Below are 16,542 nucleotides of genomic sequence, written 5' to 3'. Positions count from 1 at the left end.
GAGCGCCGGACCCGAAGGACACAGTGCCAGTCTGCGGCAGCCCGCCGGGACCTGCCCGCTCGGCACGGGCACGGCGCCCTACTCTCGCATCAGCACGCCCGCGCCCTCAAGAACGAACGGGATCGGACCACCGTCGGACCCCGCGCAGCCGGGCCGCTCGGCCGGGACGGCGCCGCAGCCGTTCCTGTGCGACGGAGTTCCCCGCCGGCCGGCGGGCACAGACGGCGTCGCCCACATGGGGATCCCAGCCGCCCACATGGGGATCCCAGCCGACATGGTCCCGCCCCAACTGCCGTATGTACATGGCCTCTTGCCCCACGGCTGTCCCCATAGTGACACGCCAGGCGTGTCGTTCGGCGTCCGCCGCTCGGTCTCCCCGTGGCCGTGATCATAGTTGTGTCGCCGTGCGGATCAGTGCCGCGAGGGCGAGTGAGCGGCTGTGGGCGGGCCAGGCGATGTGGGTGACGACGGGGGGAGCGTCGGTCAGGGGGACCGCCGTGTGCTCGGCCCACAGCCAGGAGCAGGCCGAGTCGGGGTAGACGGCCACGGTGCGGCCGAGGGCGATGAGTTGGGCCAGCTGCGTCTGGTCGCGGATCTCGGGGCCCGGGCCGGGCGCGTACGTTCCGTGGCGGGGCCAGCGGGCGAGCGGCAGACCGGGGATGTCGCTGACCTCGGCCAGGGACAGGCTCTTCCGTGCGGCGAGGGGATGCCCGGTGGGCAGGACGGCGCTCTGTCCCTCGGTCAGCAGCGCCTCGCTGTCGAACCCGGCGAGCGTGTTGAACGGCGCGTGCATGAGCGCCACGTCGGCGCGTCCGTCACGCAGCAACTCCTCCTGGTCGCACAGCCCGCACGGCAGCACCTCGATCTCGGCGGCCCCGGGCTCGGCCGCGTAGGCGTCGAGGAGTTTCTGCAGCAGTTCGTGCGACGCGGCGGCCTTCACCGCCAGCACCAGGCGGCTGCGCGGAGCGCCCGGGCCGTCGGCGCCGCCCGCGCGCCGGGTGCGGCGTGCGGCAGCGGTGGTCGCGTCGAGAGCCGCTCGGCCCTCGTGCAGCAGGACTTCCCCCGCGCCGGTCAGGGAGACACCGCGGCGGTTGCGTCTGAGCAGGGTGACGCCGAGACGCCGCTCGAGCTGCCGTATGGCCCGGGACAGCGGTGGCTGCGTCATGCCGAGACGCTCGGCGGCACGGCCGAAGTGCAGTTCCTCCGCGACAGCCATGAAGTACCTCAGCTCGCGGGTCTCCAAGGCGTCCATCACCGCAGCCTACGTCAGTGATACCCACCGGGTATGACAGAGCACCGTATCGGTGTTGGATGCGCCGCCCGGCCGCGAGTGAACATCAACGACATGAGCGAAACGAAGATCGCGCTGGTGACCGGCGCGAACAAGGGAATCGGATACGAGATCGCGGCCGGGCTGGGTGCCCGCGGGTACCGCGTCGGTGTGGGAGCCCGTGACGAGACGCGGCGCGGGACGGCCGTGGAGAAGCTGCGCGCCGCCGGGGTGGACGCGTTCGGGGTGCCGTTGGACGTGACCGGCGACCGGAGTGCCGTGGATGCCGCCGCACTCGTCGAACGGCAGGCCGGACGCCTGGACGTGCTGGTCAACAACGCCGGAATCTCAGGACCGACGGGCCCGGGGTGGGTACAGGATCCGACCACGCTCGACCTGGACGTGGTCCGCTCGGTCGTGGAGATCAACGTCATCGGTGTCATCCGGGTGACCAACGCGATGCTGCCGCTCCTGCGGCGCTCGACGTCGCCACGCATCGTCAACGTCTCCAGTGCCGTCGCCTCCCTGACCCGGCAGGCGGACCCGGACATCGAGATCGGTCCCGTCATGGCGGCCTACTCGCCGTCGAAGTCCTTCCTCAACGCCGTCACCGTGCAGTACGCCCGACACCTCGCCGATACGAACATCCTGATCAACGCCGCCTGCCCGGGCCTGGTCGCGACCGACTTCACCGGCTTCCAAGGACCCCGGACCCCTGAGCAGGGCGCCGCCACCGCGATCCGGCTCGCCACGCTCCCGGACGGCGGCCCGACCGGTTCCTTCTTCGAGGACGACGGTGTCATCCCCTGGTGACCCCGGCACCCTGCCGGGAAGTCGGGAAGTCGTGACGTCGTGGCCGGGGAGCGAGACGCGTGCCGTGCTCCCCGGCACTCAGCTGTAGTACGCGATCTTCTCGTCCAGGATCCCTATCGCCTTGCCCAGCGCCGTCACCCGTTCTTCCAGGGCGGTACGGCGCTCGCGCAGGAAGGCGACCCGATCCTGCGGAGGGTGCTCGGCGCGCAGGATGGCGACGAATCCCCGCAGGTCCGCGATGCCGAGGCCGGCCTCACGGAAGCACGTGACCAGGCCGATCCAGAAGAGGTCGTCCTCGGTGTACTCCCGGCGCCCGCCGGCGGTGCGCCGGATCGGGCCGATGAGCCCTTCACGCTCGTAGTAGCGGAGGGTGTCGATGGAGACACCGGTGCGGTCCGCGGCCGTTGCCGGGGTGTGGGTGGTCATGGGTTCCCTCGCCGACTGCCGTGTCATCGCACCTCGCTGAAGCGCGCCAGGTGCTCGTCGGTGAGCCGCACCCGCCGTGCGTCGAGCGCCTCCTCGATCTGCCCGACCTGACTCGTACCGACGATGGGATCGATCCCCTGCCGCATCAGCCAGGCCAGGACGACCTGGTTCCTCGTAACCGAGAGCTCGCGCGCGACGTCGTCCAGGACCGCGAGCACCCGGGTCGTTCCGGGGTGATCATAGGTTTTCGGGAGCGGCTTGTCCGCCCGTACGTAGGAACCCCACATCAGCGAGCTGTACGACCACACGGTGAGCCCTTCCGACCGCGCGAGGTCCAGGTCCTCGGCCGCAAGCATGCGATGGCCGGCCTCGGCGAGGGGGGTGAGCGGTCGCGGCTGGACGAGCGAGTGGCGCAGTTGCAGGGCCGTCCACGGCTCCACGCCCTGCTCCCGCGCGAGTGACCGGGCCCGCTCGACGCGCCAGGCGGCGTGGTTCGCCGCTCCGACCCGCGCGGTCACCCCTTTCGCGACCAGCTCGCCGAAGGCGCCGACGGTCTCGTCGAGCGGCACGCCCCGGTCCTCGGCATGGGCCCACAGCATGTCGACGTGATCGACTCCCAGGCGTCCCAGGCTCTCCTCCACGCCGGCGTGGACGGCGCGCGCGGACAGCCCTTCGGCGCTCTGCGGCCAGGAGTGCGCGACGAGTGGGTTCTGCCGGACCTTCGTCGCGATCCGCACCGCGTCGCGCGCACCCGGGCGTGCCCTGAGCCACGCGCCGATGACGCGCTCGCTGGCGCCGCCGACGCCGCTGGGGTCGGCCCAGAAGGAGTAGCAGTTCGCGGTGTCGAGCCAGACACCGCCGCCGGCGACGAAGGTGTCGAGGAGGGCGAAGGCCCGGTCGGCGTCGACGCGGGTGCCGAAGTCCATCGTCCCGAGGACGATCTGAGGTGTCCCCAGGACGATCTGAGGGTCAGTGGTGTTCATGCCGAACATGCTCGTATCTGGAGCGCGCTCCAGGTCAAGAGCGGTGGTGGCGGACGGTCCGGGACTCGCGTCAGTGCCAGTTGCTGATCCTGACATCGTGTGGCGCCGGCTCGCCCTCACCGGTCTCGACGAGCTTCTTCAGGCTCATCAGGAAGGTGGCCCACTTGGTGCTGCAGTGGTGCATGAACTCCCCCGGCTCCTTCCAGCCTCCGTGCCGGAACAGCACGATCGTGTAGTCGTCCTCCTGCTTGAGCTCGAAGCGGACCTGTGTGCCGATCCACTCCGCCGGGCCGTCGACGACCTCCCAGAGCACGAGCTCGGCGGGCTCGGCCTCCAGGACCTTCATGTCGAACCCGCCAGGGGCCGGCGCGCCCCGGAAGCGGAACCGGATCACTTCGCCCACGTCGCCGCTGCCGTCGGTGTCCTCGGTCCACCAGCCCGAAAGACCGCTGATCGTGGTCAGAGCCGTGTAGACGGAGTCGGGAGTCGACGTGACCCCGATCCTGTGCAGGATGTCCACCATGTCACTGCCTCTTCTCGTGGGGGCGCCCGTCTGCGGGCGCGCTGCGTCACCCGCCGCCACGGATCGCGGCGGCGGTCGTTCGTGGAGTGGTCAGCCGGTCTCGTCCTGGCTGCGCTGGATGGCTTCGGCGATCCGCTTGATGCGGCGCAGCCGGGCGTCCCAGGCGGCGCTGACCGACGACAGTTGCGCGATCGCGAGAGCGAGCCGCGTCTCGTCCACCTGGTAGCGGCGCTCGCGGCCGGACGGGGTGGCGTGCACCAGCCCGACCCGGTCGAGCAGGTGCAGGTGTTTGGTCACTGCCTGCCGCGTGACCGGCAGGTGCTCGCTCAGGGCGGTCGCCGTTCCGCCGCCGGAGGCCAGCAGCAGGTCCAGCATGCGCCGCCGGGTGGGGTCGCCCACCGCCGACCACAGTTCGTCGTCGACGGTGTCGCTCACGCCGTCGACACCACGCGGGCCGCGTGGGTGACCAGGCGGGGCAGGAAGTGGTCCCAGCCGGTGACGTGCTCGCCGTACTGCTGCTCCAGCACGGCCGGCGCGCACTTCTCCCTGAACCCGGTCTCGGTGAAGCGCAGTCGTGTGCCCGCACCCGACGGGAACAGGTCGAAGGCCACCAGGAAGGAATTGTCCGGTGTGGCGACCTCACCCTCGTCGTACGCCCAGCGGAACGAGAACCGGCGGGGCGGATCGGCCTCCAGCACCGTGAGGGGTACCACCTTCGCGTCCGGCGTGGCGGTGTCCCCGAACGAGATGACACCGGTGGCTCCGGGCACCGGTTTGAGCTCCGCCTCGTCCGGCCACCACTCACGCAGGTGTTCGGGTGTACTGATGACCTTGTAGACCACCTCGGGCGTGGCCTCGATGTGGATCTCGCGCTCGATGCCGGCGTAGTCCATTCCGCCCTCCTCAACAATCGCAACCTTTGGTTGCTTATGACTGTAGGGCGCGCCGCCGTGATGCGCAACCATCGGTTGCGCGTTTGGAGGGTTTCGTGCCCGGTGGTCCGGTGGCCGGGCGTGCGGCTAGGAAGCCTGGCTCAGGGCGGGGGCGGTACGCCAGATGGCGGCGAGTTCGGACAGCGGTACGCCGAGTACCTCGCTGAGCCGGACGATGGTGCCGAACGCGGGTGTCGGCAGCCGGCCGGTCTCGATCTTGCGGAGCGTCTCCGGGGAGATCTCGGCCGCCAGGGCCACTTCGACGGGGCTGCGTCCGGCTCGGGCGGAGCGCAGTGCGGCCCCGAGGCGTCGGCCCGCCTCGATCTGTTCGGGGGCGAGCGGGTGGCGAACCATGCGCACATGCTAGGGCCGCGGGTGTTCGGCGGGCAACCAGTCCACCCTCTGGTATAAATATACCGGTCGACCGCACCGGGAATCGAGGATCGCAGTGATCGAGCACAAATCTCCCAGAGACATCGAGCGTATGCATGTCACGGGACAGTTCGTCGGTCAGGTGCTGGCCGAGCTCGCCGACCTCGCCGAGGTGGGGGTCAATCTGCTGGACCTGGAGCATCATGCCCGGCGCCGGATCAAGGAGCGCGGCGCCGAGTCCTGCTACTGGGACTACGAGCCCTCGTTCGGCAAGGGCCCGTTCCGTAACGTGGTGTGTCTGTCGGTGAACGACGCCGTGCTGCACGGCCTGCCGCACAGTTACAAGCTGCGCGACGGGGACCTGCTGACCATGGACATGGCGGTGACCATCGACGGCTGGGCCGCGGACTCGGCCCACTCCGTCGTCGTCGGCACCCCGGCCGAGGACGACCTGCGGCTGATCGAGGCCACCGAGGTCGCCCTGGAGGCCGCGATCGAGGTCGCCCAGCCGGGGAACAGGCTCGGGGACATCTCGGCGGCCATCGGCGCGGTCGCCGCGGAGTACGGCTACCCGGTCAATCTGGAGTTCGGCGGTCACGGTATCGGCCGCACGATGCACGAGGACCTGCACATCCCGAACGACGGTCGCCCGGGGCGGGGCTGGAAGCTGCGTCCCGGCCTGACGATCGCCATCGAGCCCTGGTTCGCCGCCGGCACCGACAAGATCGTGTATGACCCGGACGGCTGGACGATCCGCTCGGCCGACGGTTCGCGCACCGCTCATTCCGAGCACACGGTCGCCATCACGGAGACAGGTCCGCTCGTGCTCACCCGGCGCCCCGAGAGCGGCAAAGGGCTGAAGGAACAGCGGGGTTCCTCGACGACCGGACGCTGACACCCGCCGGCACGGGACATCGGCCTCTGCGGGCACAGAGCATCGGCCTCTGCCGGCTTTGGGTATCGATCTGGTCGCCGCGCCTGCCGTGCCCGCTGTGCCTGCCTGTCGTACCCGCCGGCCCGCCGTGCCGGAGACCGGTGTGTCCGTCCACCTCGTTGGGTGCCGGTGCGCGGTGGGCGTACGACAAAAGGTCGCGTCCGTGGCCGGCGTCCTGTTCGCCCAGACGCCGGAGAAGGCGGCCGGCGTCGGTGGTCCTCCTCGCCACGGCCCCGGCCGCCCCGGCTCCCGGTGGCGGCTTCTTCGCCGAGGGTGCGACCGCGGCCAACCCGAGCAGGCCCGGGACGGGGTGCTGGCGGCGAAGATCTGCGAACGTACGGCACGCGCACTCGGGCTCGTCGCCCTGGCGCAGACGCAGCGGTGAACCGACGGGTCACTCGGGTCGTGGCGTCTCGCGTGCCCGCGCCTGGTGCCGACGGGCCTTGAGCCGGTTCCCGCAGGTCTGCATCGAGCACCACCGTGCGGTGTTGGCGCGACTGCGGTCCAGGAGGAAGAGGCGGCATTCGGGATTCCCGCACGGCCGCAGACGGCCGGGCATGCGCTCCTTGACGTCCGCCCACGCGAGCACGAGTTCCACGGCGAGCCTGCGCTCCGGCGGCGCCTCCAGGCGCCACTCGATTCCGGACGTGCTGGGCTGCGGGACCTTGCGTACGCCGGAAAGGACCCCGTCCAGACCCGGTTCCGCGGTTGTGCCGGTCTCCACCGCCTGGAGGGCGTCCCGCGCGGTGCGCAGCCAGCGGCGCTCCTCGTCGCCGCCGAGACCTCCGTGCTCCCGCGCCCACCTGTCCAGCTCGTCGTCGCCCCGCCACAGGTCCTGGCGTCGGCCGTCCACCACAGGAGTGCTGTTCAGCGCCTGCATCAGGACGTCGTCGTGGAGCACGGACCTCCCCTTTCCCAGCTAACCCCATCAAGGTGTTTGACAGGTTACCTCACGGACGGTCTACTGGACGTCGACAGGTAACCACCAAAGGGCTTTGAAGGGGTTAGTCATGGTCGAGATACGTCACCGGTACGCGACAGTGCGGGGACATCGCGTCTTCTACCGCGAGGCAGGGGCACGCGAGGCGCCCACGGTCGTCCTTCTGCACGGATTCCCGTCCAGCTCCCGCATGTTCCGCAACCTCGTCCCGGCGCTCGCCGATCGCTTCCGCGTCATCGCCCCCGACCACCTCGGCTTCGGCAACTCCGACGCCCCTTCCGTGGAGGAGTTCACCTACACCTTCGACTCCCTGACCGACATCACCGAAGCCCTTCTCGACCAGCTCGACGTCACCCGCTACGCCATCTACGTCCAGGACTACGGCGCGCCCATCGGCTGGCGGCTGGCCCTGCGCACCCCGGAAGCGATCACCGCCGTGATCACCCAGAACGGCAACGCCTACGAGGACGGCTTCGTACCTGACTTCTGGAAGCCCCTCTGGGCGTACTGCGAGGACCCGGGTCCTCGGACCGAACCGGGCGTCCGTACCGCCCTCTCGCTCGACGCCATCCGCTGGCAGTACCTGCACGGAGTGGACCGGCCCGAACTGGTCGACCCCGACACCTGGGCCGCCGACCACCGCGAGGTCAACCGGCCCGGCAACGACCTCGTACAGCTGGCCCTGTTCCGCGACTACGCCAGCAATCCACCCCTCTACCCCCAGGTGCACGCCTACTTCCGGGAAAGCCAGGTCCCGCTCCTCGCCGTCTGGGGCGCGGCGGACGAGATCTTCGGCCCCGCCGGAGCGCGCGCCTTCGCACGGGACCTGCCGAACGCGGAGATCCACCTCGTTCCCGGCGGCGGACACTTCCTGCTCGAAAGTCACCTGGACACCGTGGCCGGGTACCTGCGCGGATTCCTGACCGTGGCGTCGCCGGGCCACCCCGGGAGCGGAACGCCGTAGTGCCTCCCGGCGGTGACGGAGGTGCGCGCCACCGACGGGGCGCACGGACGCGGTCAGTCCTGAGCGCGGCGGTCGGGAGCGCACCGGATGGGGTGGCGCTTCATGCCGGTGGGGGGCGGGCCGCCCGCGACGATCACGTCGATCATGGTGCTGGGAGTGACACAGAGGTAGGCGGGACAGGGGACGCCGGAGGGGTCGCAGGCGCGGCAGGTGTCGCAGTGGTCGAAGAACATCTGCCAGGCCAGCCTGCGGCGCCAGACACTGGTGATGTCGCCGGTGCGCTGGACGTGACCGTAGGGGCCGCCGCTGTCGTGCCACCGCCGGGGCGCGGATGAGGGGGCCGGTGCCACCGGCGTACGGGAGGGTGGCGTACGGGAGGGCGGGGTGCGGCGGGCCGGGCGGACGCGGGCGGGCAGCGGGGGAGAGGGCGGTTCGGCGCGCTCGCGGGTGGTGCCGGGGGAGGGCCGGGCCGTGAGGGTGGTGATGTGGTCGGTGAAGTCCGGGTCGGGCAGGGGCAGGTCGATGGCGTCGCCGGTGTAGGAGAGGGCGGCGGGGATGTAGTCGAAGACGGCGCCCGCCTGCGACAGCCGGGTGAGCAGTCCGGACAGGTGTTCCCCCGCCCGCCGGGTGTGCAGGACGCGCAGCACGCGCAACATGGTGGCGACGTCGTCCCGGGGACCGTCGGGGGTGGGCTGGAGATCGGCACCGGTCTGCTCGTGCCACCAGCGGGCCTCCGGCCGCTCGCCGTGGACGAGGTGCTGCAGGTGCAGGCAGTAGGTGGCGACGCGGTCTCCCGCGCCGGCGGCGTACTGCCACCAGAAGCGTGCGGAGTCCTCCTGGTCGGTGAGCTGGAGGATGCAGCCCAGCACCCGGGCGCCACGTGGCTCGGGCAGGGAACCGATGAAACGTCCGAGGTGGGCGATGGCTCCGGTGTCGGCCACCGCGGTCTCGCACAGGACGGTCAGATCCCGTGCCGCGCCCATCGGGGCGCCGTCGGCCGGCTCCGGCCGCTCGTCGGGCTGCTCCCGGCCCGCACCCGCCTTCTGCGGGAGGGCGCGGCGGGCGGCGCGGACGGCGATGCGGGCGGCGGCGGCATCGATGTCCTTCGACGAGTACGGTTCGTCGACCAGGCGGGCTCGGGCGAGGAGCTGGTCAATGCGCGTCATCGGCGGGTCCCTCCTCGGTCAGTCCCAGCGCTTCCCGGAGCCGGCGGCGTGCGTGACGGGCGGTGGAGCGCACACCCGCCGGTGTGATGCCCAGATGGTCTGCCGCCTCGGCCGGGGACAACCCGTAGCTGTAGAGGAGCACGACGACGTCCCGCTGCCGCTCGGGCAGGTCGCAGATGGCCCGGTACAGGCTGATGCTCTCCTCGAGCTGGCCTATGGGATCCACCACCTGACGCAGCGCGGTGGTCTCGAACGCGTTCGTGTCGACCGGGTACGCGCGGCGTCCGCGAGCTCGCGCCGCGTCGATCGTGCGGTTCTTCATCACCCGCCAGGCGTACGCGGCCGGGCTCTCCTTGGCCAGCACGGCGGGCCAGGACACCAGCAGCTGCTCGAAGGCGCAGTCGACGGCCTCCTCGGCATCGGCTCGGTGCCGTAAGTACATGCGGGCCCACCGCACGTACACGGGTCGGTGTATGCGGTGGAACGCCTCGAAGTCCAGCGGCAGCTGCGTCATGGACGTGGCGTCGCGGGGACGTCCGGACACCTCGCGCGTCACGTGCGCCCGTCCCTGTGCTCGCCGCTGCCCGGTGTCCGCACGGGAACCACCGCGAGGACCACATCGCCAACCAGTCGCAAGGGCACAAGCCTTGCCCCTTTCGTGAATGGGCGGGCTCCGTCGCCGGAACCCGGAGGGGACGCCTCTGCACACCCTCTGCCTCGAAAGGCGTGCGGCGAGGGGCTGTTGTGCAACGCGACGACGCGGAAATCCAACCCCACACACCGTTCGATCGGGCACTGCTCCACGAGGCGTGCCGACGGCGATGTCATGGCGCACCGGTGACACCGCCTCCACCTGGGCCGACCGCCCGCGACCGGTGGGCCGTCGCTCCATACGGGCATGTCGGTGCGGCCGACTCCCTTCCCGGAGATGTGCCCGAAACGAAAACGACGACATGCCTGACTGGAACCCCTTTGTCGCCGAACGCGGTTGTCACACCCGCACTCCTGTTCCAACGGGCTCGGCCGTGGCGCGGGACGCGCGAAAACCGGTGGGGCGACGTCGCCGTACGCCATGACCGTGCTGCCGAATCCGGTCGTGCAGCGCCGAAATCGCATCGCCCTCGGCTGGGACGGCGCCTGGCGCCTCGACACCGGCGGATCGGAGCACTCCGGCGACTTCATCTTCACGCTGAAACGCTGTGCCCTCGACAGGCCCTCGGGGCGCAGCAGCGTACTGCCTTCGCGTCCGACCCGGACGCTCCTGCGGCTACAAAGGCGCAGTTCTGTTGACGAGTCGTCACGCGGCGTAGCTCGACCGCTACGGTGGCAGGGTGCGGCGGACGCCGGTCGGGCCGTACCGAGGAGCACCGACGAGAGGCGTGTGCGGACATGGGCTCTACGGTCCAGGAACTCTTGGACAGCCTGCACGGGGCGGCTGACGACGAGCAGCGTCGGGTGTGGGCGGTCGCCTGCGCCCAGGCACTGGGCCTGGGCGGGATGGCCGTCTCCCTGGGTCAGGAGCTGGTGTGGTTCAGCGACACGACCAGCGAGCGCCTGGAAGATCTGCAGTTCGTCCTGGGGCAGGGCCCCGGTCTGTTCCTCCAGGACGAGGCGGCGGTACGGCAAGTGCCCGATCTCGGGCGGGTGCTGGCCCGGCAGTGGCCGCAGTACGCGGCGGAGGCGGGGCAGTTGGGGATCGAGGCCCTGTTCGTCTGGCCCGTTCACATCGGCGCCGTCCTGGTCGGGACGATGACGGGCTACCGGCGCACGCCCGGCCCGCTCACCCCGCAGCAGTCCACCGAAGGCTGGCTGGTCGCCGACACACTGGCCCAGCACGTCCTGAACCACTGGCCGGCCGGCAGTGAGCACGGCAGCGGACCCGGCCACGCGGGAGCGGTGGACCTGCACCGCACGGAAGTGCACCAGGCCACCGGGGTCCTCAGCGAGAAGCTCCGGATCCCGCTCGCCGAAGCCCTGGACCGGCTGCGCGCCCAGGCATACACCTCAGGCATGTCCCTGACGGACACCGCCCACGCCGTCATCCGGCGGGAGCTGCCGCGATGACCTCGACCAGCCGACCCGCTGGGCCGCACCAACCACGTTCTGCGCGGGAGCCTAGGAGTACAGCATGAGCAGGCAGCAGCACATCCTCCGCACGTTCGTGGAACTGGCCGACACCCTGGTCGAGGACTTCGACGTCATCGACTTCCTGCACCAGATGACGGTGCGCTGCCAGGAGCTCCTGGAGGACACCGACGCCGCGGTCTTCCTGGACCACCCCGGTCCCCGCCTGCACAGCGTCGCGCCCTGCGATCCCGGCCCCGGCCTGCAGCAGGTGCTGGAGGCCGCCTGTGGCCAGGGTCCGGCCGCGGACGCCCACCACACCGCCCGGCTGGTCACCGCGCAGGGCCCGGCCGACTCGGCCGCCCGCTGGCCGCGGTTCACGCCACACCTCCAGCGCGCCGGCTACCTCCGCGCCACCGCCCTGCCGATGCGCCTGCGTCAGGACAACATCGGCAGCCTCCTCCTGCTGCACACCCGCGACCGGCCACTGGACGCCGACGACCTGGCCCTCGCCCAGGCACTCGCGGACGCCGCCACCATCGGTCTGATCCAGGCCCGCACCATCCGCCAGCAGCACACCGTCAACGAGCAGCTCCACACCGCCCTGCAGAGCCGCATCGTCATCGAGCAGGCAAAAGGTATCCTCGCCGCCCGCCACAAGATCACCCTCAACCATGCCTTCGACTCCCTGCGCCGTCACGCCCGGCACCACCGGATCCTGCTCAGCAAGGTCGCCCGGGACGTCATCGACGACACCGATGCCTTGTCCGCACCCGCCCCCGCACCGGCACGCGCGTCAGGGCCCGCAGCCGCGCCGGCACCCGCTCCTCCGAAAGCCGACGCAGCGGACACCGAGACGTGAGCCCGGCTGGACGGGTAGGTCCAGCCGGGCTCGGTCCTGCAAGGTGTCCGCGCACAAACACGCGGACCGGTGTGTCAGTGGTGGCCGTGCGCGGAGCTGGAGGCGCCGCCGAACAGCCGGGCCACCGCCCGGAACGGCAGGGTGACGACGGTGGCGACGGCCCCGCCGATGGACCGAAGAACGTCTGCGATCGCCTTCAACATGATGAGCCTCCGTTCTTCTCCGGCGCTCGCGCCGGATCTGATGTGCCGCTGTACGGCCGGTCATTGATCGCGTGCCCGGCGATCAGCCGCGGAAACCGACCTTGTCCACGGACGCGACGAGGACCCGTCTCCGACCCGTCGCGGAGGCGTCGCGGAAGCGGCCGGTGGAGCCCTCCCCGCGAGGGACATCCTGACCGCTCGACCTCGGCGTCCGTGATGTACTGCCGGCCATGCCGTTGCTGCTGCTGGACCTCGACAACACACTGATCGACCGCGACGGCGCCTTCCGTGACGCCGTCTTCGCCTTCCTCTCCGAAAACCATTTGCCCGAGGCGGAGTTGCCGTGGGTCATGGCTGTCGACGCCGGTGGCTACGCCGCCCGTCACGAGGTGGCCGCGGCCATGACCGACCGGTATCGGGGTCAGGTGCCGGCCACGGCCGTCCACGCCCTGCTCGACCGCGGCGCGGCCGGTCGCGTCGTGCTGACGGACGCGGCCCGCAACGCCCTGGACAAGGCCCGTACCGCGGGCTGGACCTGCGTGATCGTCACCAACGGCCGTACCGCGCAGCAGGAGACCAAGATCCGACGCACCGGACTCGACCGTCTTGTCGAAGGCTGGGTGATCTCCGAGCAGGTCGGTTGCAAGAAGCCCGAACCGGAGATCTTCCACGCGGCCGCACGTACCGTCGGGATGCCACTCACCGGCGCATGGGTCATCGGTGACTCCGCGCATGCCGACATCGCCGGCGCCAACGCCCTTGCTCTGCGCAGTATTTGGGTGGCGAACGGTCAGGTGTGGTCCCATGAGTCCTACCGGCCGACCCATGTCGCCGAGGACGTCGGCACGGCGATCGACCACGTCATCAGCGCGACGCGGAGCCACTGAACGCCGTCTCCGGTCCAGCCCGGCCACCCCGGCGCGCAGCGGCTGAGCCTGCGGGAGTCGCGTGGGGTCGGCGGCGCCGCATGTCCCCGGCCGCGGACAGCAGGGAGCACGACGACCCGCGCCCCTTGTGCGGTGCGTGCCTCGCCGTAAGGCCCGGCGGCTCGGACCGGCGAGCCGCCGGTGCACCGGCAGGAGTGCGCTCTCATCGCGGAGTGATCGCGATGCCTTCCGGGAGATGTCCGGTGGGCAGGGTGGTGCGTACTTTCGCCGTCGCCGGATCGACCACGGAAACGGTGTCGGACGCCTCGTTGGTGACCCATACCCGGCTTCCGCCGGGGCTGATGGCCACGCCTTGTGGTGTCTTGCCCACGGGGACGCGTGCGAGGACTCCGCCCGTGGCGGTGTCGATGATCAACAGTACGTCGGCCGCGGAATCGGCGGCGTAGAGGCGTTGTCCGTCCGGGCTCACGGCAAGGCCCAGTGGGGCCTTTCCGACCGGCCACGTCGCCGTCACTTTGGCGGTGGCGGCATCGATGACCGAGATACTGCCGGAGCCGGTATTGGCGGCATATACTTTTTCCCCGCCCCGGGTGCTGGTGATGCCGCTGGGGAAATCCCCCACGGGAATGCGGGTTTCCACCTGGTTGGTTTTGGACAGCACGGTGATGTCATTGGTTCCGCTGTTGGTGACGAATGCCCTCCCGTCGGGAATGGTGGTGATGCTGTGGGGAAGTTCGCCGACCGGCGTGGTCGCCGTGACCTGCCGGGTGGCCGTGTCGATGACGGACACCGTGTCGCTGCCCCAGTCCGCGGTCAGCACGCGTTTGCCGTCCCGGCTGGGCATGGCGGCGAAGGGGTACTTGCCGACGGGTACGGTCGCCACGACCTTGTGACCCGTGGTCTCGATGAAGGAGACGCTGTCGGACAGGCCGTTCGCCACGTAGACGTGGGATCCGTCGGGAGCCGCGCCCACGCCGGTCGGGCCGTTGCCGACCGGCGTGGTGGTGACGGGTCTCTCCAGCCGGACGTCGAAGGAGGAGACACTCGCCGAGCCGCTGTTCGCCACATAGGCGATGATGCGCATCGGGAAATCCCGCTCGGTCGCGGACTGCGCGGACTGTGCGGGCGGCGGGTCGGCCGGCTGGGGGGACGGCGGTGACGCCGCCGAGGCGCACAGCATCGCCACGGCCGCCGAACCGAGCGAGAGAACCCGTCGCGTACGGATCAGAAAGCGATGGGATGAAAAGGAAGAAGTCGCGCAGTCGGCGGACGGATTAGGCACTTCGAACACACTGGACACGGAGAACTCCTTTGCGGTCGGAAAGTGACCGTATGTGTGTCGTGACTGAATAAACGACCCGAAACGGCAGCCATCCAGGTTGAAAAAAGAAGTCATCTTTTCGCACGTCGGAATTCTGGTTCGGCGCAGCACGAAGTCTCGCTGCGCCGCACAATTCAGCACGGCGTGCTTGATTCGTTTTCGAGACCCGTCGAATCCGGTATTCCTGTCCCGGTCGGCCCGCGGCCGAGGCCACTGTTCCCACATCGCTGCGTCATGTCTTGATCACCAACGAAGGTGACAGCATGAGGACACCCTTCGCGGCGAGGTGCGCCGAACGCTCTCAGCCGTGATCGTGGTGGGGAAGCACTTCGCTCCTCGAAAACCCGGGTACGCGACGACAGGGTTCGCGGGCGTTCGAGCACCATGACGGGATACAGGTTCGGCGCATGGACAAGCACCAGCTCATCGAGAAGACCGCGGGCCGGACCGGAGCGGCGGGAGACGCCGAGCGGCTCGCACCGCAGGACGTCGAGCGCGTACTGGACGCGCTGTTCGGGACCGTGGAACATCCCGGTCTGATCGCCGAGGCCGTCAGGGCGGGGGAGACGGTCGTCCTGGGCAGCTTCGGCGACTTCCACGGCGCAGACGGGACGGCCGCCTTCCGGCCGGGCAAGGCCCTGGCCTCGTACCTGCGGGACGGTGCCGGGTGAGTGCGGCACCACCCGGCGCCGGCCGTCCGCCGGCCGGACACACCGTCTGCCGGCCCCGTCCATGGCCACGCTGAACCTGCGGGCCGCCGGGCCCGCCCCGGTCGGCACGGTGTGGCGGCGCTACACCGACTTCCAGCAGTGGCCCGACTGGTCGCCGCAGATCCGGGCGGTGCACACGGATACGGCGTACATCGCGCCCGGGGCACGGGGGAGTGTCGAGCCCGTACTCGGTCCCGCCGTCGCCTTTGTCATCGAGGATGTCGACCACGAACGGCGCAGCTGGAGCTGGCGGGTGCGGCTCCTGCACGACGTGCGCCCACGACGCGGCGGCACCGGAACCGGCGCCGGCGCCGAGACGCGGCTCGTGATGCAGGGACCACTGCTCGCGCTGGTCGCCTACGCCCCCCCCTCGCGCGTCTCGCCCTGCGCCGGCTAGTCCGTCTCTGAGCGCCTTTCCGCACCCGTCCGCACCCTCGTCCCCGCCCCCGTCCGCACCTGTCCGCGCCCGGCCGCCCCACCGGTGGGGCCCTTGCCCGTACGGCCGTTCGTCCTTCGTTCGGGTGGAGCTGCGCGGGGGTGTCGCCCGGTCGGGTGAGCGTGGGCGGGCCGGCCCGCGTGGCGTCGATACGGTTCCCGGATGACCTCGAACTCAACAGAAGCGCGCCCGGTGCGCTCCGCCGAACTGGGCACGCTCGTGGCCATGTCCTGGAGCCGCGAGACCCCTCAGGGCAATGTTCCCTACATCCTCGCCTGCTCCCTCGGGGACGGCGAGCAGGGCCCGGAGGGCTCGTCGGCCTCCGTCGCGCAGTTGCTCCACAACGCCGGGCTCTCCACGGAGGAGGGTCTCGTCGACGCCTCCACCCGCCCGGCCCTGCCGATCAGCCTGCTCGTCGTGGACGGCTCGATCGTCCTCACCATGCCGCAGATCAACGCCCAGATCGTCCCCTCGGCGGAGTGGCTGAAGGCCGTCGCGGAGCGGGGCTGTGCGTGTCTCGTCCTGACCACGCGCCCGTGGCCCGGCGGTGACCTCGACGACAACGAGGCGCTGGCCGCCTTCGCCAACGACGAGGAGACCCTCAAGGCGGCGGCCACCGTCGCCCTCCCGGCCCGCAAGCTGCGCGACCGCTGACCCGGTCGGCAAGGAGCCGCACACTTCGGTGTGCGGCTCCTTCTGCGTGCGGCTCTCTCGGTGTGTGGCTCCTCGGTGCCCA

22 protein-coding genes are annotated in these 16,542 nt (G+C 70.6%); 10 read left to right on the top strand and 12 right to left on the bottom strand.

Annotation, left to right across the window (positions count from 1 at the left end):
• Positions 1–388 precede the first annotated feature (388 nt).
• Complete coding sequence (locus tag ACFYXC_RS20655) at positions 389–1,252, bottom strand: LysR family transcriptional regulator (protein ID WP_389553540.1); 864 nt, start codon at positions 1,250–1,252, stop codon at positions 389–391.
• A gap of 93 nt (positions 1,253–1,345) precedes the next feature.
• Here ACFYXC_RS20655 and ACFYXC_RS20650 point away from each other — a divergent pair, with 93 nt between their 5' ends.
• Positions 1,346–2,083 (top strand): SDR family oxidoreductase, encoded by a 738-nt coding sequence (locus ACFYXC_RS20650; protein WP_388919371.1) that lies wholly within the window; start codon positions 1,346–1,348, stop codon positions 2,081–2,083.
• 78 nt (positions 2,084–2,161) lie between these two features.
• On the opposite strand, the gene ACFYXC_RS20645 is transcribed toward ACFYXC_RS20650, so the two are convergent.
• The 6 genes from ACFYXC_RS20645 to ACFYXC_RS20620 all read right to left on the bottom strand — a co-directional run bounded on the left by ACFYXC_RS20645 (position 2,162) and on the right by ACFYXC_RS20620 (position 5,301).
• A complete protein-coding gene (locus tag ACFYXC_RS20645) occupies positions 2,162–2,509 on the bottom strand; it encodes a MerR family transcriptional regulator (RefSeq protein WP_389553539.1) in 348 nt (115 codons plus the stop codon).
• A 23-nt stretch (positions 2,510–2,532) separates the two neighbouring features.
• Positions 2,533–3,501, bottom strand: coding sequence for an aldo/keto reductase (locus tag ACFYXC_RS20640; RefSeq protein ID WP_389553538.1), 969 nt, complete (start codon positions 3,499–3,501; stop codon positions 2,533–2,535).
• 61 nt (positions 3,502–3,562) lie between these two features.
• Positions 3,563–4,015, bottom strand: a complete 453-nt coding sequence (locus ACFYXC_RS20635) for an SRPBCC domain-containing protein (protein ID WP_389553537.1) — start codon at positions 4,013–4,015, stop codon at positions 3,563–3,565.
• Positions 4,016–4,105: 90 nt separating this feature from the next.
• The gene (locus ACFYXC_RS20630; RefSeq protein ID WP_388919383.1) at positions 4,106–4,450 is read right to left on the bottom strand and encodes an ArsR/SmtB family transcription factor; all 345 of its coding nucleotides are present in this window, start codon (positions 4,448–4,450) and stop codon (positions 4,106–4,108) included.
• On the bottom strand, positions 4,447–4,908 hold the full coding sequence (locus ACFYXC_RS20625) for an SRPBCC domain-containing protein (RefSeq protein ID WP_389553536.1): 462 nt from the start codon (positions 4,906–4,908) through the stop codon (positions 4,447–4,449). The genes ACFYXC_RS20630 and ACFYXC_RS20625 overlap by 4 nt, the downstream gene beginning before the upstream one ends.
• A 126-nt stretch (positions 4,909–5,034) precedes the next feature.
• Entirely contained in the window at positions 5,035–5,301 is a 267-nt protein-coding gene (locus ACFYXC_RS20620; RefSeq protein WP_388919389.1) for a helix-turn-helix domain-containing protein, read from the bottom strand.
• Between the two features lie 94 nt (positions 5,302–5,395).
• On the opposite strand from ACFYXC_RS20620, the gene map reads away from it, so the two are divergent.
• Complete coding sequence (map, locus tag ACFYXC_RS20615) at positions 5,396–6,214, top strand: type I methionyl aminopeptidase (RefSeq protein ID WP_388919392.1); 819 nt, start codon at positions 5,396–5,398, stop codon at positions 6,212–6,214.
• A gap of 202 nt (positions 6,215–6,416) precedes the next feature.
• Positions 6,417–6,638 carry a hypothetical protein gene (locus ACFYXC_RS20610; protein ID WP_389553535.1) on the top strand — a complete coding sequence of 74 codons (222 nt, stop codon included), beginning with the start codon at positions 6,417–6,419 and terminating at the stop codon, positions 6,636–6,638.
• 9 nt (positions 6,639–6,647) lie between these two features.
• Here the strand turns inward: ACFYXC_RS20610 and ACFYXC_RS20605 are convergent, their stop codons facing one another.
• On the bottom strand, positions 6,648–7,133 hold the full coding sequence (locus ACFYXC_RS20605; protein WP_389553737.1) for a CGNR zinc finger domain-containing protein: 486 nt from the start codon (positions 7,131–7,133) through the stop codon (positions 6,648–6,650).
• A gap of 130 nt (positions 7,134–7,263) precedes the next feature.
• Between ACFYXC_RS20605 and ACFYXC_RS20600 the strand changes: the two genes are divergently transcribed.
• Positions 7,264–8,157, top strand: coding sequence for an alpha/beta fold hydrolase (locus tag ACFYXC_RS20600; protein ID WP_389553534.1), 894 nt, complete (start codon positions 7,264–7,266; stop codon positions 8,155–8,157).
• A gap of 53 nt (positions 8,158–8,210) precedes the next feature.
• Here ACFYXC_RS20600 and ACFYXC_RS20595 read toward each other — a convergent pair whose 3' ends face one another.
• The gene (locus ACFYXC_RS20595) at positions 8,211–9,323 is read right to left on the bottom strand and encodes a hypothetical protein (RefSeq protein WP_389553533.1); all 1,113 of its coding nucleotides are present in this window, start codon (positions 9,321–9,323) and stop codon (positions 8,211–8,213) included.
• On the bottom strand, positions 9,310–9,837 hold the full coding sequence (locus tag ACFYXC_RS20590) for a sigma-70 family RNA polymerase sigma factor (protein ID WP_389553532.1): 528 nt from the start codon (positions 9,835–9,837) through the stop codon (positions 9,310–9,312). Before ACFYXC_RS20590 ends, ACFYXC_RS20595 begins: the two co-directional genes overlap by 14 nt.
• 875 nt (positions 9,838–10,712) lie before the next feature.
• Between ACFYXC_RS20590 and ACFYXC_RS20585 the strand changes: the two genes are divergently transcribed.
• Positions 10,713–11,387 carry an ANTAR domain-containing protein gene (locus tag ACFYXC_RS20585; protein WP_389553531.1) on the top strand — a complete coding sequence of 225 codons (675 nt, stop codon included), beginning with the start codon at positions 10,713–10,715 and terminating at the stop codon, positions 11,385–11,387.
• 64 nt (positions 11,388–11,451) lie between these two features.
• Complete coding sequence (locus ACFYXC_RS20580; protein WP_389553530.1) at positions 11,452–12,249, top strand: ANTAR domain-containing protein; 798 nt, start codon at positions 11,452–11,454, stop codon at positions 12,247–12,249.
• 74 nt (positions 12,250–12,323) lie between these two features.
• On the opposite strand, the gene ACFYXC_RS20575 is transcribed toward ACFYXC_RS20580, so the two are convergent.
• The gene (locus ACFYXC_RS20575) at positions 12,324–12,452 is read right to left on the bottom strand and encodes an LPFR motif small protein (protein WP_254644124.1); all 129 of its coding nucleotides are present in this window, start codon (positions 12,450–12,452) and stop codon (positions 12,324–12,326) included.
• 230 nt (positions 12,453–12,682) lie between these two features.
• On the opposite strand from ACFYXC_RS20575, the gene ACFYXC_RS20570 reads away from it, so the two are divergent.
• Positions 12,683–13,339: an HAD family hydrolase gene (locus tag ACFYXC_RS20570; RefSeq protein ID WP_389553529.1), complete on the top strand. Its 657-nt coding sequence runs from the start codon at positions 12,683–12,685 to the stop codon at positions 13,337–13,339.
• A 202-nt stretch (positions 13,340–13,541) separates the two neighbouring features.
• On the opposite strand, the gene ACFYXC_RS20565 is transcribed toward ACFYXC_RS20570, so the two are convergent.
• Positions 13,542–14,639 carry a beta-propeller fold lactonase family protein gene (locus tag ACFYXC_RS20565; RefSeq protein WP_389553528.1) on the bottom strand — a complete coding sequence of 366 codons (1,098 nt, stop codon included), beginning with the start codon at positions 14,637–14,639 and terminating at the stop codon, positions 13,542–13,544.
• Between the two features lie 428 nt (positions 14,640–15,067).
• On the opposite strand from ACFYXC_RS20565, the gene ACFYXC_RS20560 reads away from it, so the two are divergent.
• The 3 genes from ACFYXC_RS20560 to ACFYXC_RS20550 all read left to right on the top strand — a co-directional run bounded on the left by ACFYXC_RS20560 (position 15,068) and on the right by ACFYXC_RS20550 (position 16,460).
• Positions 15,068–15,331 (top strand): HU family DNA-binding protein, encoded by a 264-nt coding sequence (locus ACFYXC_RS20560; protein ID WP_389553527.1) that lies wholly within the window; start codon positions 15,068–15,070, stop codon positions 15,329–15,331.
• Positions 15,332–15,392: 61 nt separating this feature from the next.
• Complete coding sequence (locus tag ACFYXC_RS20555) at positions 15,393–15,767, top strand: SRPBCC family protein (RefSeq protein ID WP_389553526.1); 375 nt, start codon at positions 15,393–15,395, stop codon at positions 15,765–15,767.
• Positions 15,768–15,968: 201 nt separating this feature from the next.
• Positions 15,969–16,460: a DUF5949 family protein gene (locus tag ACFYXC_RS20550; protein WP_389553524.1), complete on the top strand. Its 492-nt coding sequence runs from the start codon at positions 15,969–15,971 to the stop codon at positions 16,458–16,460.
• The last annotated feature ends 82 nt before the right edge of the window (positions 16,461–16,542 follow it).

Origin of the sequence: Streptomyces sp. NPDC002701 (assembly GCF_042889045.1) — a bacterium.
GTDB lineage: Bacteria > Actinomycetota > Actinomycetes > Streptomycetales > Streptomycetaceae > Streptomyces.
The sequence above is the reverse complement of the archived record's forward strand: the minus strand, read 5'-3'. Positions and strand labels throughout refer to the sequence as shown.